This window comes from Streptomyces sp. NPDC111507, from assembly GCF_055638955.1.
Genome location: NZ_JBVKBU010000016.1, coordinates 159,742 through 176,142, shown reverse-complemented (window position 1 = coordinate 176,142; position 16,401 = coordinate 159,742). Strand labels below are relative to the sequence as shown.

General features: G+C 69.4%; 11 protein-coding genes. 3 read left to right on the top strand and 8 right to left on the bottom strand.

Annotated features, from left to right (window positions below):
- Positions 1–1,339: 1,339 nt before the first annotated feature.
- From ACZ7M2_RS41815 to ACZ7M2_RS41795, 5 genes are all read right to left on the bottom strand, one after another.
- Positions 1,340–1,963, bottom strand: a complete 624-nt coding sequence (locus tag ACZ7M2_RS41815) for a malonic semialdehyde reductase (protein ID WP_471599781.1) — start codon at positions 1,961–1,963, stop codon at positions 1,340–1,342.
- 112 nt (positions 1,964–2,075) lie between these two features.
- A complete protein-coding gene (locus ACZ7M2_RS41810) occupies positions 2,076–4,124 on the bottom strand; it encodes an acetoacetate--CoA ligase (RefSeq protein ID WP_471599780.1) in 2,049 nt (682 codons plus the stop codon).
- A gap of 16 nt (positions 4,125–4,140) precedes the next feature.
- On the bottom strand, positions 4,141–5,751 hold the full coding sequence (mhpA, locus tag ACZ7M2_RS41805; RefSeq protein ID WP_471599779.1) for a bifunctional 3-(3-hydroxy-phenyl)propionate/3-hydroxycinnamic acid hydroxylase MhpA: 1,611 nt from the start codon (positions 5,749–5,751) through the stop codon (positions 4,141–4,143).
- Complete coding sequence (locus tag ACZ7M2_RS41800; protein ID WP_471599778.1) at positions 5,748–6,686, bottom strand: fumarylacetoacetate hydrolase family protein; 939 nt, start codon at positions 6,684–6,686, stop codon at positions 5,748–5,750. Before ACZ7M2_RS41800 ends, mhpA begins: the two co-directional genes overlap by 4 nt.
- Positions 6,683–7,828 (bottom strand): VOC family protein, encoded by a 1,146-nt coding sequence (locus tag ACZ7M2_RS41795; protein ID WP_471599777.1) that lies wholly within the window; start codon positions 7,826–7,828, stop codon positions 6,683–6,685. The genes ACZ7M2_RS41800 and ACZ7M2_RS41795 overlap by 4 nt, the downstream gene beginning before the upstream one ends.
- A gap of 137 nt (positions 7,829–7,965) precedes the next feature.
- Here ACZ7M2_RS41795 and ACZ7M2_RS41790 point away from each other — a divergent pair, with 137 nt between their 5' ends.
- On the top strand, positions 7,966–8,601 hold the full coding sequence (locus ACZ7M2_RS41790; protein WP_471599776.1) for a TetR/AcrR family transcriptional regulator: 636 nt from the start codon (positions 7,966–7,968) through the stop codon (positions 8,599–8,601).
- Positions 8,602–8,993: 392 nt separating this feature from the next.
- Positions 8,994–9,644 carry a TetR/AcrR family transcriptional regulator gene (locus tag ACZ7M2_RS41785; protein ID WP_471599775.1) on the top strand — a complete coding sequence of 217 codons (651 nt, stop codon included), beginning with the start codon at positions 8,994–8,996 and terminating at the stop codon, positions 9,642–9,644.
- A 66-nt stretch (positions 9,645–9,710) separates the two neighbouring features.
- Here ACZ7M2_RS41785 and ACZ7M2_RS41780 read toward each other — a convergent pair whose 3' ends face one another.
- The 3 genes from ACZ7M2_RS41780 to ACZ7M2_RS41770 all read right to left on the bottom strand — a co-directional run bounded on the left by ACZ7M2_RS41780 (position 9,711) and on the right by ACZ7M2_RS41770 (position 15,093).
- A complete protein-coding gene (locus ACZ7M2_RS41780) occupies positions 9,711–10,409 on the bottom strand; it encodes a TetR/AcrR family transcriptional regulator (RefSeq protein ID WP_471599774.1) in 699 nt (232 codons plus the stop codon).
- A 288-nt stretch (positions 10,410–10,697) separates the two neighbouring features.
- Positions 10,698–11,744, bottom strand: a complete 1,047-nt coding sequence (locus ACZ7M2_RS41775; RefSeq protein ID WP_471599773.1) for a zinc-binding dehydrogenase — start codon at positions 11,742–11,744, stop codon at positions 10,698–10,700.
- Positions 11,745–11,877: 133 nt separating this feature from the next.
- Complete coding sequence (locus ACZ7M2_RS41770; protein WP_471599772.1) at positions 11,878–15,093, bottom strand: bifunctional cytochrome P450/NADPH--P450 reductase; 3,216 nt, start codon at positions 15,091–15,093, stop codon at positions 11,878–11,880.
- A 244-nt stretch (positions 15,094–15,337) separates the two neighbouring features.
- Here ACZ7M2_RS41770 and ACZ7M2_RS41765 point away from each other — a divergent pair, with 244 nt between their 5' ends.
- A complete protein-coding gene (locus ACZ7M2_RS41765) occupies positions 15,338–16,018 on the top strand; it encodes a TetR/AcrR family transcriptional regulator (protein ID WP_352052819.1) in 681 nt (226 codons plus the stop codon).
- The last annotated feature ends 383 nt before the right edge of the window (positions 16,019–16,401 follow it).

The following is a 16,401-nucleotide window of genomic DNA, read 5'->3' as shown; positions in this document are numbered from 1 at the left end:
AGCCATATGGGGATGGTGGCGGCGGGACTGATGGCGGACGGCACGAGAGCGCTCGCGGGAGCGACATCTCGTGACGTCGCCAGGGCGTCCGGCCGGTCGGCAGGAGCAGACAAAGCCATCACTGACCGCCGGGGGCATCACAGGGATGCAGGCGACCTCGGTTGCCTGGCAAGGGCCATGTTCGTGTCAGCGGCCACTGCCCTGCCGGTCGTGGTTGTAGTGGCTCCCGCCGTCGCGGTCCCCACCGTGATCGCCCCAGAGGAGCTGGTGCCCTGGTCCCGGCGGTGGCCGTCATCACGGTCCCCGAAGTAGTCGTGATCGCGGCCCGACCCGCGGTCGTCGCTCCGGCCCCAGTCGTGCTCATGACCGCCGCCCGAGCGGGTTGTCGGCCGCGACACCGGCAGCCGGGCGCTGGACATGCTCGGACGCCGCAGCCGACGCGGTACCCCCGAGACCGACTACGGCTCCGCCCGCCACCACCACGGGGGTGAAAGCGATACACATGCGCTTTGTCAGGTTACTCACGGGTTCTCTCCTTCGGGCCAGGACAATCCGCCAGTGCAGACGGGTGCTTCTGTCACTGGTGCAGTTCGTGGGGCGCTGTTGACTGCTCTGCGCGGGCTCGGTCGACTCTGCACTGCGTCACCGAGCGCGAGAGAAGTCGCTTCCGCAGCAAGGCTCCAAGGTTCCATACGCCGCATGGAACTATCTTCGAGTAAACCATACGACGTATGGAAATGCGAGTGTGAAGTTCTCCGTCGCACTAGGGGTGTTGATCAAGGTCCCAGGCAAGAGGCGGCCTCGACTCGCACGAAGGCCCGCGACATGCATCAGTCGAGGCGTGCGTGCCGGCTTTGGGACCCCCCTGGAGGTCGGCGTGACGACCGCTACTCCCACCTGAAGCCTGGAGCCAGATCGCCAACTCCGGTGTCGGCTGTTCCGTTGTCGCGTTCGCTGCCGGAGTTCTGCTCTACCCGCAGGGTCCCTCGGCGCCGAGGCAGGGCTGATCATCGGGTACTACGAATACACCGAATTCGGACGTGACGGCATGAAAGAGTGCGATCCTCCCCTACGCCCTCATCGAACTGCCCCTCCAGGCATCACTCTCCGCATCGCACGCGGCACCTCATGATCACCCGAGCTGCAGCCACTCGTTGATGGCCGCTACGAGGACGGTCGCTTCCAGAAAGTCCATCACATCCACCCCAGGCAGGGGAGAAAGTGGGCGCCGGTACTCAGGAGAGCACCGGCGCCCACGGCATGGCACCTCTCACTTCTACGCCGACCACTCTCGGGCTGATCGGACTTCGACCCGCGCGACCAGGCAGCTGCAGTGCCGTCAGGCCCAGGCGAGGGCGTGCTCAACTCGTACGCGCGGCAGCCGCGGGAACCATGCGTCGGCACCGGGGTGACCGATGTTGACCACCAGATGCGAGCGCCAGCTGGTACCGGCGAAGAACTCTCCGTCCACGCCGGCCTTGTCGAAGCCCGCCATGGGACCGGCCGCGAGCCCCGCCGCGCGGACCGCGAGCAGGAAGACCCCGGTCTGCAGTGCCGAGTTGTAGGCCGCGATGCTCTCGCGCGTGTCGATCTGGTCGTCGAACGCCGCTCGCAGCATGTCGCCGCGGGCCGGGAAGACTGTCGGCATGTGCTCGTGGAAGTCGAGGTCGTAGGCCAGGATCGCCACGGCCGGCGCACTGAGCGTCTTGGCCCTGTTGCCCTCGTCGAGATGCCGGACGAGTCGCTCCTTGCCCTCGCGGGTCCGCACGAAGAGCACGCGCAGAGGCTGGCCGTTGGCGGCGCTCGGCGACCAGCGGGCGAGCTCCCAGATCATGGCGAGTTCGTCGTCGGCAACGGCCACCTCGGCGAAGGTGTTCGCGGTGCGGGCCTCGGTGAACAACACCTTTCGTCCGGCGTCGTCGAGGACATCGAGGGCCTGCGTTTCGCGGTCGGTCACGCTCATCATTTCTCTCTTACTTCGGTTGTGTGCGGTGCCGGGGCGGGTTGACCGCCCCGGCACCACCCCGTGGGGACGGGGTTTGCGGAGCCGGGCGGGGCACAAGGACCCCGTGCTGTCACGTGCGCCTGTGGTCCCCTGGCCGACGCCATGTGTCGTGTGCTGACCGCTTGTTCCGCTCCGCGCCCAGGCGGGCGAAGTAGGCGATCAGGTCGGGATCGTCGACCGCCTCGGGGTTCAGGACCTGCTCGGCAGGGGCACCCTGGAGCAGGCGCTTGACGGGAACCTCGAGCTTCTTGCCGGTCTTCGTGTGCGGGAGGGCCGGTACGGCGAGGATCTCGTCGGGGACGTGGCGGGGTGAGGCGCCGGTGCGGATCGCGTCGCGGATCCGGACGCGCAGGGAGTCGTCCAGGCCGACCCCGTCGGCGAGGACCACGAAGAGCGGCATCCAGTAGCCGCCGCCGGGTTCCTCCGCACCGATGACGAGAGCCTCGCTGATCTCGGGGAGGCGTTCCACGACGTCGTGGATGTCGGCACTGCCCAGGCGCACGCCGTTGCGGTTGAGGGTGGCGTCGGAGCGACCGTGGACGATCACCGATCCGTGCGAGGTGAGTGTGATCCAGTCGCCGTGCCGCCACACACCGGGGTAGGCGCCGAAGTAGGCGTCGCGGTAGCGACTGCCGTCGGGGTCGTTCCAGAAGTACAACGGCATGGACGGCAAGGGCCGGGTGACGACCAGTTCGCCGACCTGGTCGAGGACAGGGATGCCCGTCGCGTCGTAGGCGGCCAGGGCAACGCCGAGGCTGGGGGCGGACAGTTCCCCCGCCCAGACGGGGGTCGTGGAGGCGCTGCCGGCGAAGCCGGAGACGATGTCCGTACCGCCGCTGGTGGACGCCAGTTGGACGCCGGCGCCCACGTGGTCACGGACCCAGGGGTAGGCGGAGGCGGGCAGAGCGGAGCCGGTGCAGCCGACGACGCGGATCGCTGACAGGTCGTGCACGGAGGGTTCGATGCCCAGCTTGGCCATGGTCAGCAGGTACTGAGGACTGGTGCCGAAGACGGTGACCTTGTGACGGGCCGCCAGCTCCCACAGGACGTCCGGACGCGTCTGCGGTGCGGGGCTGCCGTCGTAGGTGCAGGTGGTGGCGCCGGTCAGCAGGGTGGAGACGACCAGGTTCCACATCATCCAGTGGGTGGTGGTGTACCACAGCAGGCGGTCCCCGGTGCCCAGATCGGTGTGCAGGCCGAGGGTCTTGAGGTGTTCGAGCAGGACCCCGCCGTGCCCGTGGACGATGCCCTTGGGCACTCCGGTCGTGCCGGAGGAGAAGACGACCCACAGGGGGTGGTCGAACGGCACCGGGGCGACGGTGAGGTGCTCGACACGGGTGGCCGCGTCCTCCCAGGGAACCGTCAGCACCGAGTCCCCGCCCTCGGGCCACACAAGGCCCACGTGGTCCACGAGCACCGTGGCCTTCAGCGTCGGCAGGGCGGCAGCGAGTTCGAGCGAGGCGGTACGGCGGTCGTGGGTGGTGCCGTTGAAGAGGTAGCCGTCAGCGGTGATGAGCACCGTGGGTTCGAGCTGGGCGAAGCGGTCGGCGGCGGCCTTGGGTGCGTAGTCCTGGCCGCACACCGACCACACCGCGCCCAGGCTTGCGGTGGCGAGGAAGGCGATGACGGCGTGGGGGGTGTTGGGCAGATAGCCCACCACCCGGTCGCCCTGTCCGACGCCCAGGTCGCGCAGGCCGGCAGCGACGGAGGCGACCCGGGCGCGCAGCTCCCGGCCCGTGATCTCATAGCCGGCTCCGGTCTCGTCCAGGGCGGTGATCGCGGGAGCGTCCGGCTGCAGGTTGCGCAGCGCGTGATGGGCGTAGTTGAGGGTGGCGCCGGGGAACCAGCGGGCGCCGGGCATGGTCTCCTCGGCCAGCACCCGCTCGTACCCAGTCGTCGCGTCGATGTCGAAGTACTCCCACACCGCGGCCCAGAACCCTTCGAGGTCGGTGACGGACCACTGGTACAGGGCTGGGTAGTCCGTGGGCTCCTGGATCCCTTCGGCGCCCCGGTGCCGGGCCGCCCATCGGGCGAAGTCCGCGATGCGGCTGCGGGCGGCCGACTTCGGGTCGGGAATGAAGAAGGGTTCCGGATACGGAGCGGGGTGCGGCGTGGTCATGGTGTGGTGCTCCTCGTCAGGCGGGCCGGGCGTCGGCGGTTCGGCGGGCCGTGTGCAGCAGGGGGGCCCAGGCGACGGTGTCCGTGAAGTCGCCGGTTCCTCCCGGGACGGTGTCCATCACGACGCGGTCGGGGCGCAGCAGGACGGCGTCGGCACGGCCGCGTGCCAGCCAGCCGGCCAGGGTGCCGTCGTCGCCCAGGTCGTCGACGCGGATCGTCGGGGCGCCGAGTGCCGTGGCCACGGCCGTCATCCGCGCCGTGGGCGGCACAGCGGTCAGGACGGCGAAGGAGTCCCCGAGGACATCATCGAGGCGCACGCGACTGCCGTCATGCCGCACCCAGGGCTGCGGGCAGAAGGTGCCGGCCAGCATGCGGCCGGTCAGCCTGGGGCGGCGCCGTACGAGTGGACCGGCGGTCAGGGCGGGACTGAGGTCACGGCCCACCGCCGCGGTCACGCCAGGGATGCGACAGGCCGTGCCCACGACTGCTCGGCGAAACGCCGCACCGCGGTCCTGTCCCCCGGTCATGGCCCAGCCGACGGCGACCGCCACGCGGATCACATGGCGGGCGTGCGGCTTGCGCTCGCGTTCGTAGGTGTCCAGCAGCCCCTCGGGGGCGCCCTGTTGGAGGACGCGGGCGAGTTTCCAGGTGAGGTTGTTGGCGTCGCGCAGGCCGGCGCACAGACCCTGCCCGACGAAGGGCGGGGTGAGGTGGGCGGCGTCGCCCAGCAGGAAGACACGCCCTCTGCGCCACCGGTCGGCGAGACGGGCCCGAAAGGTGTACTGCGCCTGCCGTATCACCTCGAAGTCGTCGCCCTGCGAGACGTCGGGCGGCAGGTCCACCCAGGGGGCGACCAGCTCGCGCAGGTACTCCCATCCGTCCGGTCCGTCCAGGTTCTGGTCGTCGGCCAGCCGGAACTCCCAGCGATAGCGGTCCTCGCCGACGCGCATGAAGGTGGCCGGCCGGTTGGGACAGCAGATCTGCTCGACGCCTTCCCAGGTGCGTACCGGGCGGCTGGTGCGCACGTCGATGACCCGCCAGCTCTCTTCGAAGTGCAGGTCCTCCCAGAGGGTGCCGATGGCGTCACGGGTGACGCTACCCGCACCGTCGCAGCCGAGGACGGCATCGGCCCACAGGTGCTCCTCATCGTCGCTGCCGTCGCGCCGGAAGGTGACCCGGACCGGACCCGTGGGATCGTTCGGTCCATCGGTGTCCTGGGTGACGGACACGACCTCCACCCCGCCCCACAGCTCGCACTCGGGGCGGCGCGCCAGGGCATCGCGCAGCAGGCGTTCCAGATCGGGCTGGTCGAACATGCTGGTCTGCGGGAAGCCGTGGTGCCCGCGCAGGGACCGCGGAAACTCGCTGATCACGCGGCGCCGGGCGTCCAGCAGCCGCAGTCCGGGCGCCGGGCGGGTGAGGGAGGCGAACTCCTCGTGTACACCTACGTTCTGCAGGATCCGGCGGATCTCGTCGTCCACGACGACGGCGCGCGGCAAGGGGTACACGCCCCGGTGGCGTTCCAGTACGACGCTGCGCACTCCGTGCCGGGCGAGCAGCAGGGCGGCCGTGACCCCGACGGGTCCCCCACCGATGATCACCACCGGTCTCCGGGATCCGGCCTTCATACCGCGTCCGTAACGGGGGTCCGCTGCTCGCCGAGGTCGATCCGCCCGTCCGGGGTGGCGATCGTGGCGGTGATGAGGTCACCCTTGTGCAGGTAGCGGGGGTTCTTGGCCTGGCCCTTGAAGAACGCCTTCCACTTCAGCGCGGGCGGCAGCAGCGCAGCGATCTTCTCGGCCGCCTTGGGCGGGGCCTTCAGAGCCGTGCCGCCGGGAGTGCCGGTCAGCAGCAGGTCGCCCGGGCCGAGGGTCTGGAAACGGGCGAGCAGGGTGAGCGCCTGCGCGGGACGTACGATCATGTCGGCCAGCGTGCGGTCCTGGCGCGACACGCCGTTGACCGACAGCCGCAGCCGCAGGTTCAGCAGATGGGCGAAGTCCTCGGGCTCCAGCAGGGTCAGGTACGGACCCGTCGGGGTGAAGGTCGGATAGGACTTGCTCTCGTAGAACTGGGTCTTGGTCAGCTGGACGTCGCGGGCGCTCACGTCGTTGGTCAGGACGAGGCCGGCGACGTAGCGCGGCAGGTCCTGCTCCTCGACGACGGTGCCCACGGGCAGGGTGGCACCCATGACGAGGCCGAGTTCCACCTCGTAGTCGAGGAACTTCACGTGCGCGGGGCGGATGATCGTGTCGTGGGGGCCGCTGACCGAGCCGGACGCCTTGCGGAAGAAGGTGGGCGGGATATCGCCGGTGAAGCCCGAATCCTTGGCGTGGCTGCGGTAGTTGACCATCTGGGCGACCACCCGGCACGGGGTGGTGACCGGAGGCAGTGCCACCAGGTCGGCGACGGGCGTGCCGCTCTCGGAGGATGCGGCGGCTTCGCGGACCGCCTCCCGGTCGGCGAGCAGTTCGGCGGTGGTGGCGGCCTTGGTCTCGATGCGGACGGCGCGCTCCTCCCGGACGACCCACCAACCGTCGGTGGTGCGCAGAACGTTGGTGCTCATGAGCTCATCGCTTTCATCAGGCCCAGCAGGCGTGCGGGGTCGAGTTCGTTGTCGTCGCGCAGGGCCGTCATGACCTCGCGCAGCTTGGCGGGGGACGGGTTGGCGCCCAGGAAGTCGCGGGTGACCGGCGGGCCCCACTGGGCCAGGCCGCTCGCCGACATCGGTGCCCAGCCGGGCGCCAGGTCGCAGGAGAAGAGGTCGCCGTCAGCGAAGTGCTCCAGCATGAAGTGGTCGGGGTCGCGCCAGTAGTCGAACAGCTGGCTGCCCTGGATGTGCCGGCCGATGCCCCAGCTGCGCTTGTAGCCGCGCTCGGCCAGGTACTCCCCACCGGCGGCGATCGCGTCGAGGTCGGTGACCTGGTAGGCCGAGTGGACGTAGCCGGTTCCGGGTCCCAGGTGCAGGGCCAGCGTGTGGTGATCGACGGCCACGCTCCCCTGGTCGCACCGGATGAACGTCATCGTCGGTCCGCGCCCGCGCTGCCCGTCCAGGAACAGGAAGTCGGACACGATCATCCCGAGGGTGTCCAGGTACCAGTCCAAGGTGCGGGCGAACACCCGGGTCTCCAGCACCACATGGCCCAGCCGCTGGATACGGGACGGCTCACGGGGCGGACGCTGGGTAACGTTCGTACGACGGTGATCGGTACCGAAGTTGAGGATCAGCGGCTCCTGCTCGGGCAGCGGGGGCAGCTGCTCGGCGCAGTGCACGACCCGGACCGGCAGGCCCGAGGGATCGAGCAGGGCGACCGACTGCCCACCGCCCGGTACGGCAATGTCGCGGACGGTACTGCCGGTGGCGCGGGCCAGCCGGTCCAGGTCGGCCCGCTCGGCCGCGCGGAACGCCGGCCCGATGAAGCGCGACGTACGCCCACGCCGAATGACCATGCAGGGTGAGCCCGCGAAGGTGCCGCGCAGCCACAGCTCCCCCTCGGTGCGGGCGGCGATCGCGAACCCGAAGTCACGGGCGAACACCTCGGCCCGATCCAGATCCGGCTTCTCGAACTCCAGCCAGGCAAGATCCGCCACCTTGATCACGGGATTCCGGGAACGTCCGGGGTGCTCTCCGCGCAGGGCTCCCTGCTCACTGTGAAGGTCTTGGTGGGGCGTCTGAGGAGCGGCCCTGTTGACGGGGGTGTGGGACATGGTGTCCTCCAAGCAACACTGCTGTAATGAGGAAATCATCAACTTTGCCGTTACCCATCGTCAATAGGGTGGACGCAAATAATTGATGATCTCATCAGTAATGGCAGACTCATCGCGACGGTTGTTACACTCGCCGTATGCCGACGTCAGCCCCGCCCAAGAACCGCTTCGAGCGGCGCCGCGCCGAGACCCGTCAGGCGCTCGTCCGTGCGGCCCGGCAGATCCTCGCGGAGACCGGGGACACCAGCGCCAGCATCCAGGCCATCGCCGAGCGCGCGGACGTGGGTTTCGGCTCCTTCTACAACCACTTCGAGTCCAAGACGGAGCTCTTCGACGCCGCGGTGACAGACGCCCTGGACGAGTTCGGGCAGGTCATAGACGAGCGCGTACAAGGAATCGACGACCCGGCCGAACTCGTCGCCGCGGGCTTCCGGCTCACCGCCCGGATGGCCGACTCCCATCCTGAACTCTTGCGGATCCTGCGTGACCGCGGTCTGGCCTACATCCACTCCGACCGCGGACTCGCCCCGCGAGCCCTGCGTGACTTGGAGAACGGCATCGCCTCGGGCCGCTTCATCTGCCGCAACGCGACCACCGCCCTGTCCGCGTTGGGCGGCACCCTGATGTCCCTCGTGGCGCTGCGGCTGGCCCGCCCCGACCTCGACGGAGACGAGGCCGCCTCAGACCTGGCCGAGATGGTCCTGCGCATGCTGGGTGTCCCCGCCGACGACGCCCGTGAGGTCACCAGGCGCGCCCTGCCCGACCTCGCCTGATTCCCCCGCCCGAGGTGACCTCTGGACGACTCCTCAGAGCGAGGCTGCGGCGGACCGGGTCACCGATCCCGTATGCCGGCCGGCGCATTGCGCAGGCGGCGTCCGCGAGCGGGATGTGGTCGGTGACGGAGGGGCGAGGCCGGGGCGACCGGCTGCGCACGACCGGGTTGGTGCCGGGATCTGCGGCGTGTGGCCGAGGATCGGAGTGCCGTGCGGGGACCGTGCGAGGCGGAGGTCGATCTTGGGCGGGCTGGGTGGTCATGGGCTTGCGCCTTTGCGCGGCAAGAGAGGGGAGAGCAAGGGCGCCGTTCGATGCGAGGAAGCCTCCGTTGCACCGGCGCCCCAGATTGTCATGCGGCGTATGGAACCATCTCACTGATACCATACAACGTATGGAAAAGAAGGCTCCCCGGGGGACCAGGAAGAGGGACGTCCCGCTCACCAAGGACGGCATCTACGCCATGGCGCTGCAGCTCATCGACGCCGACGGGGTCGAGGCGCTCAGCATGCGCAAACTCGCGACCGCGCTGGATGCGAACCCGATGTCGCTGTATCACCACGTGCCGAACAAGGACGCCGTGCTGCGTGGTCTGGCCGAGCGCGTCGGCTCGCAGTTCCGCGCGGGGGCCCGGGAGGACCTCCCCTGGCAGGACCGCCTGCGCCAACTGGCTCTGGACTTCCGTAAACTGTCGCACAGTCATCCGAAACTGATGGCGTACTCCTTCGCGCGAGCCGACTACGTCCAGCCGGAGGACCCCTTTTGGCAGGGGCTCATCAACATCCTGTCCGCCGCGGAACTGCCGGCCTCGCAGATCCCGCGCGTCGCTGCCTCCTTGTGCGCGGTTTTCACGGGGCTGCTGGTCAGCGAACTGACCGGAGCGCTGCAGCGGTGGACCACCCTGCCCCCCGCACCAGCCGGCCCGGACGGGGAAGACGCCCCCTCACCCGCGAAGGACGTGATCGACGCGATGTTCAACTGTGCGCTGGACGCGACGATCGTCGGCTTGGAGAGCCACATCGCACGAACCCGCAAGCAGCCATGACGGAACGGAATGGCTGACGCGGGCTCGACTGACGCGGGCTCGACTGACGCACACTTCTTCGTTGCCTCAGTGACTGCGCGCTGAGGCGGCGAAGCGGCGGACGTCAGAACGCCGTTCATGCCCCTCCGACTCATGCAGAACGTCCCACACGCGGAGCGCAGCCACCTGTGGCGCTACGCCTGCGGCCACCAGGAGCGCGGTCGCCGCAGCTTCACCCGCAGGATCCGCCCAGGTGGACGCGGCGTTCTCCGCGGCGAGGGCCAGCATCAGTGCTTCCAGCGTCAGGGCGAGAACTGGCACGGGAACATGGTCCGCGAACATGCCTTCGTCCTGACCACGTCGCACGGTCGCGGTGGCCTCTTCGCGCGCCGGTGCCAGGGTGGCTCGGATCGCCTCGTCTCCCAGATCGCGGCGGCCCAAGGAGATGAGCATGCGGTACTGGTCGCCCACCGCCCATGCCGCCAGGGCCATCCGCGCCGTCGCCTCCAGCGGGTCGGCACCTGGAACACGGGCCGTGGCGAACGCCTGTTGAAGCGCTTGGCCTGCTTCCTGCGTCAGGGCGGCTACCAGCGCTTGCCGGCTGGAGAAGTGTCCGTAGAGGGTGCGCCGCGCGACGCCGGCCGCCTGAGCGATGCTGTCGAGACTCGCGTCGGGGTTGTCCCCCAGTTTCTGTCGAGCGGTCGCGAGAATACGTGTGCGGTTTGAGCGAGCATCACTGCGCCGCGGAGTACGGCCCAAGGCGTCGGCCTTCTGCATGATTTCCATCTCCACTTCAGATCATGTGCGCCGCAACGGAGGACGCCGGGTTCGGGCGCCCAGCTACGAGTCGGCGGCAGCGGCGTTCCGCGGCCTTTGGAGGGAGGAGTCAGCTCGGCGCCGTGCCCCTGCAGGGAGGAGTCAGCTCTGCGCCGTGCCCCTGCCAGGCCTCACCTGGCTCGGAGTCGGCGCGTGCCAGGCCGGCAGATACCGGAAAACCGTGGGCGCCGGTGCTCCCTCAAGCACCGGCGCCCACTCACCCCTGCCCGAGGTGGCTTTGATGTCCCGCTGGACGTGTCAGGGGACGAGGATGAGGCGGATCGGGTCGCCGATCTTGTTCTCCAGTCGGTGGATCGCGTCGGCGGCGTCAGCGAGCGGGATGTGGTCCGTGATGGAGGGGGCGAGGTCGAGGCGGCCGGCTGCGGTCAGTTGCACGAGCTCGGTGACGGACTCGGGGTAGCCGCCGTAGTGGCCGCGCACCTGCTTCTGCATGTAGTTGAAGGTCAGGCCCTCGGTGATGGTGAGGGGCCTGGGCGTGATACCGACCAGGATGAGGGAGCCGCCCAGGCCGAGTGCGGAAGCGGCCTGCTCGCGGACGGCGGGCACGCCGGCACAGTCGAAGGCGAAGTCGAGGCCCCGTCCGGCAGTGGCGGCGCGTACCTGGTCGGCGAAGTCGTCGGCGGTCGGGTCGAGTGCGATGTCCGCGCCGAAGGCCAAGGCGCGTTCCCGGGCGCTGGGCAGCGGGTCGACGGCGATGATCGGTGCGGCGCCGACCAGGCGGGCGAGGCGTACGTTGTGTGCGCCGACTCCGCCCACACCCCACACGCCGACGGACTGGGCGGGGCGTACTCCGGCAGTGGCGACGACGGCGGCGTAGGGGGTCGAGACCGCGTCGGGGATGATCGCGGCCTGGTCGAAGGGGAGGCTGTCGGGTATGGGGATGAGGGTGTCCTCGCGGGCGAGGGTGTACTGGGCCCAGCCGCCGTCGTAGTCGATGCCGGCGGTGAGCATCTGGGTGCAGGGGCGGCGGCGCACGCAGCCGGCGCACTGGCCGCAGGTCTTGCCGGCCTCCAGGGTGACGCGGGTTCCGACGGTCAGGCCGCGCTTGAGGTCGGGGCCGAGGGTGTGGATCACGCCCGAAACCTCGTGGCCGACGGTGACCACGTCTGAGGTGGCGAACAGCGGGACGAGGGAGCCGTCGATCAGGTGGACGTCCGAAAGGCAGACGCCTGCGGCCTTCACCTCGATGAGGATCTCGCCCGGACCCGGCACGGGGACGGGGACCTCCTCCACGACGAACTTCTTGCTGTCCAGGTGGAAGCGTCCGGCGAGCATGGTGTCCATGGTGATCTTCCTTCTGTGAGTGGCACTCCCGGCGATTCGGGCCGATCGGTGCCGTGTGACATCGGGCGGGCTTGTGGTGGCCGGGAGGCGTGCGGGGTGGCTGGACGGCCGCACGCCTCCCGGCGTCTGGGGGTCAGGCGAAGACGTCCTGCTGGTAGTGCTCGTCGGCTTCGAGCTGGGCGAGCCACTGCTGGGCGGTTTCGTCGTCGCTGCCGGTCCGCTGGCGGTGAATCGCGGCGAGGGCCTCGCGGACGGCGGGTGCCATGCGGCGGCCGTCACCGCAGACGTATATGTACGCGCCGTCTTCGATGGCCTGCCACACCGTGTCGGCGGCGCCCGCGATGGCGTTCTGCACGAACCGGGCCGGGTGGCCGCTCACCGCGGAGAAGGCGGTGTGGACCTGCGCGATCCCGGACTGCTCCCAGGCCTGCATCTCCTGGCGGTAGAAGTAGTCGTGCTCCGGGTGGCGGCAGCCGACGAAGACCTGCGACAGGCCCACCTCAGTACCGTTCTCCTGCTGCGAGGCGCGCTCCTCCAGGAATCCACGCAGCGGCGCGATGCCGGTGCCGGGCCCGATGAGGATCAGCGGCGTGGCGGGGTCGGCCGGCGGGGCGAAGGTCGGGGAGGGCACGCGCACGTAGCCGTAGAAGACGTCTCCGGGCTCGAGTCCGGCGATGTAGGAGGAGCAGGTGCCGCGGTACTGGCCGTCACCGGACAGGGCCGGGCCTTCCAGCAGGCCCACAGTCAGGCGCACGTGGCGCGGGTTGGCCAGCGGGGCGGAGGAGATGGAGTAGAAGCGGGGACGGATCGGCCCCGTCATCTCCAGGAAAACGGCCAGCGGCAGTTCGACCGCGGGGAAGCGCTCCAGGAGGCCCAGCACGGAGATGCGCTTGCCGAGGATCTCGTTCTGGTAGCGCTCTTCGGCTTCCTCCGTGTCGGCGGTGTAGGCCTGCAGCTGCGGCCGGGTCCACGGGCACTCGGTGTGCTCCGCCAGGATGCGCACCTGGGTGCGGGTGGCCACGTCCTGCAGCTCCAGGAACTCGGTGAGGAGCAGGCCTGCGGTGACGGGGGTGCCCACCGGCAGGTGGGTGCGGCCGCCGGCCGGCTGGTCCAGGCGCAGGACCTGGTCGCGGTCGACGCCGAGGCGGGCGAGGGCACGGTTGACCAGGGCCGGCTCGTTCTTGGCGAAGACGGCCAGGTGGTTGCCGGTGTCGTAGGTGACGCCCTCGGGGAGCTCGATGGTGATGGACTTCGCCGACGGGCGCGGCGGCTCGAGGCTGAAGTCCCACAGGCCGGTCGCGTCGGCCACGAGTTCCTCGTTGGCGACCACCGTGAGGGGGTAGGCCTGCTCGGAGACGATCGCGGGGCGCACGTCCGCCTCGGTGAGCAGCTGGACCTGGTAGCGCGGGCCGCTCGCGTCGGAGGTGTCGGCGGCGTACTCCTCGGCCAGGGTGGTCCACAGGGTGTCCATCCAGCGAGTGGCCATGCCGTCGAAGTCACCGGCGGCGTCGGCGATGCCGCGCTCGATGATGGGGGTGGCGCCGGCGGCCAGCAGGGCTTCGTCGATCCGCTTGGGGAAGGCCTGATAGGTGGCCACCCACTGGGTGTTGCCGGCGCCCAGCAGTGCGAGCCGCACGTTCGACAGCGAGCCCTCGGGCAGTCCGGCGGCGATCAGGTCGTCGAAACGCTGGGCGTTGTCGGGGGCCTTGCCGTTATAGCTGGCGGCGACGACCACGAGCAGGCCCTCGGTGGGCAGGTTGTCGCCCAGTTCGTCCAGGCTGGTCAGGGTGGTGCCGAAGCCGGAGCGCTCGCCGCGGTCGGCGATGGTGCGCGCCAGGTCCTCGCAAGAGCCGAGGCTGGAGCCGTAGGCGACGGTCAGGTTCACCCCGACACCGCTGACCGCGGCCTGCGCCTGCGTGTCGTCGGTCTGCAGGTCCACGGCGCCGAAGACGGTCCGCTGGTGTTCCTGACGGCGCCGGACGACCAGCTGGAAGTCGCTGGGCTTGCGCGTCAGCGCCTCCTTGACGTCCATCTTGTAGTCGCTGGTGTCGGAGAACTTGAGCTTCTGCAGCACCAGCGCGAGGGCCAGACGGGCCTCCGTCAGCGCGAACTGCCGGCCGATGCAGGCACGCAAGCCGTTGCCGAACGGCTTGTAGGCGTGCGGGTGCTGCTGGGCGCGGTTCTCCGGCAGCCACCGGTCGATGTCGAACTCCTCCGGCCGCTCCCACGCCTTGGGGTGGGTGTGCAGCGGGCCCTCGAGGATGTTGACCCGCGTTCCCTTCTTCAGCTGGTAGCAACCACCAATGACGGTGTCCTCCAGCGGGGCCTTGCCGAATGCCGGGATGGGAGCCCACAGGCGCAGGGTCTCGTCCAGGATGCGCGGGATGACGTCCAGCTTCATGATCGTGTCGTAGTCCGGCCCGGTGTCGCCGGGCAGCAGCCGGTCCACCTCCGCGTAGGCCTGGGCCAGGACGTGCGGGTTGCGCATCAGCGAGTAGGTGGCGAACGACAGCAGGCCGCTGGTGGTCTCGTGACCGGCGATCAGGAAGGTCAGCACCTGGTCGCGGACGTTGTCGTCGGCCAGCAGCTCGCCGGTCTCCGGGTCGGTGGCCTCCAGCATCAGCCCCAGAAGGTCCTCCTCACCGCTGCCCTCCCCCTGGCGGCGCTCCTTGATCACGCTCTCGACCAGTTCCTGCATCTGCTGGATGTTCTCGCGGTACTTCTTGTCGTCCGCCTTGCGGAACTTGGTCATCATCGGCAGCTCCTGCGAGCGCCGCAGCGACTCCACCAGCGCGCCCAGCAGAGCGTTGAGGAAGGGGTGCAGCTCCTCCTTGTCGAAGGACTGGAACCGGTAGCCGAACCCCGACAGGGCGATCGTGTCCAGGGTGAGCCGGGTGTAGTCGTCGGTGATGTTGACCGGCTGACCTTCCCTGCGCTCCCATTTGCCCACCAGGTTCTGGGCGATCTCCAGCATCTGCCCGTAGTAGGCCTTCATGGCCCGCTGGCTGAAGGCCGGCATGAGGACACGGTGCGCCATGCCCCATTCCTCTTCGTGCTGGTGGGCCGTGAACAGGCCCGCCCCGGCGAAGTCCCGGACGTGGTGCAGCGGCGTCTTCTCGATCTGCTTGAAGAACCGCGTCTCGTCGCAGACCTCGGCCACCAGGTCCGGGTCGTAGACGAAGACCTGCTCGATGCCGGCGATGTCCATGCCGTAGATGCCCTCGGGGAACTGCTTGGACAGCTCGCCGAAGTACTCCACCGGGTTGGTGCTGGGGATCTGCGGCGTGTGGCCGAGCAGGGGCACCCCGCGCGGGGACCGAATGGGGCGAAGGTCGTTCGACGTGGTCATGACTTGCTCCTTTGTGCGGAGAGGGATGGGCAAGGGTGCCGGTCGAGGCCGCGGTGCACCACAGAAACATACGCCGTATGGAAAAAACCATACGGCGTATGGAACGTCGAGCGCAAGCCGGGTCGCGGAACCATCTGCTCCTCCACTGCGTGATCCAGCTCATTTCCGTACGCCGTACGAAACCGATACCGTACGGTGTATGACAAAGGCGAAGCTTCCCCCACGGGGAACAAGGAAGAGAGACGTGCCTCTGACGGGGACCGGGATCTATGCCGCCGCCCTGCGGCTCATCGACGCGGACGGGGTCGAGGCGCTCACCATGCGCAGACTCGCGACCGCGCTGGATGCGAACCCGATGTCGCTGTACCACCACGTACCGAACAGGGGCGCCCTGCTGCGCGGCGTGGCCAGGACGATCGGCGCCCAGTTCCGCACCGTGACCCTGGAAGACGCTCCCTGGCAGGAGCGCATCCGCCTGCTCGCCACAGATTTCCGGACGCTGGCACACCGCCACCCCAACCTCATGGCCTACTCCTTCAGCCAGCCGGACTTCATCCATCCCGAAGACCCGTTCTGGGCTGCGCTCACCGCGACACTGGACGCCGCAGGGGTGCCGCACTCAGAGATCCGGCCGATCGCCGCTCTCATGTGCGCGGTCGTCATCGGTGTCCTCAGCGCCGAACTCAACGGCGCGCTTCACCAGTGGTCGAACCTCGAGCCCACCGCCCCTGCTGCCGGCGAAGACGGGCCCGCGGACGCGGGCCCTGAGGAGGACCGCATGTTCCGCCTGGTGCTGGACACGATCATCACGGGCCTGGAAAGCCGGCTCATCACCGATGGTGACGGCCAGGGCGCCGGCCGAGGCATTGCGACTGAGACAGGCCCCTGGCCGAGCGAGCCGAGCTTTACCCCAAGGCAGCAATGAGTGTCCGGCTCGCGATGGCCGGGCCCAGTCTGATCCTGCCAGTCGTGGGCCGAGTCGATCTGATGGTGTACACGTCGGCGGATCCACGTGCGCGCTCTACGGGCACAACCTGCCCTACGCTGCCCGCGACCTGGCCTGTGAGTTGCTCGGTACATTCGTGAGCGAGTGGGTCTGGCGACCGCGGCCGCCACCCGCAGCATCGCGGTCCGGGGTGCTGTGACAGCCCTCCTTGGCGCTGCTCACAAGCTCGTGCGCGAGGCCACCCGGATCGGCGCTCAGGGCAACGTCGTCGTCGCGTTCGTCGTCCTCGGCTACGGTCAGTTGCTGCCATTGCTGGTTGGATCTCGAAGCGAGTCGGGTCTAGCGGGCGTTGGGCCGGGGTG

Bases quoted from the DNA above. Each gene is read 5' to 3' on its own strand.
- ACZ7M2_RS41780 (WP_471599774.1), bottom strand. From the start codon at position 10,409: ATGGAAATCATGCAGAAGGCCGACGCCTTGGGCCGTACTCCGCGGCGC.
- ACZ7M2_RS41785 (WP_471599775.1), top strand. From the start codon at position 8,994: ATGGAAAAGAAGGCTCCCCGGGGGACCAGGAAGAGGGACGTCCCGCTC.
- ACZ7M2_RS41790 (WP_471599776.1), top strand. From the start codon at position 7,966: ATGCCGACGTCAGCCCCGCCCAAGAACCGCTTCGAGCGGCGCCGCGCC.
- ACZ7M2_RS41810 (WP_471599780.1), bottom strand. From the start codon at position 4,124: ATGACCACGCCGCACCCCGCTCCGTATCCGGAACCCTTCTTCATTCCC.
- ACZ7M2_RS41815 (WP_471599781.1), bottom strand. From the start codon at position 1,963: ATGAGCGTGACCGACCGCGAAACGCAGGCCCTCGATGTCCTCGACGAC.
- ACZ7M2_RS41775 (WP_471599773.1), bottom strand. From the start codon at position 11,744: ATGGACACCATGCTCGCCGGACGCTTCCACCTGGACAGCAAGAAGTTC.
- mhpA (WP_471599779.1), bottom strand. From the start codon at position 5,751: ATGAAGGCCGGATCCCGGAGACCGGTGGTGATCATCGGTGGGGGACCC.
- ACZ7M2_RS41770 (WP_471599772.1), bottom strand. From the start codon at position 15,093: ATGACCACGTCGAACGACCTTCGCCCCATTCGGTCCCCGCGCGGGGTG.
- ACZ7M2_RS41800 (WP_471599778.1), bottom strand. From the start codon at position 6,686: ATGAGCACCAACGTTCTGCGCACCACCGACGGTTGGTGGGTCGTCCGG.
- ACZ7M2_RS41795 (WP_471599777.1), bottom strand. From the start codon at position 7,828: ATGTCCCACACCCCCGTCAACAGGGCCGCTCCTCAGACGCCCCACCAA.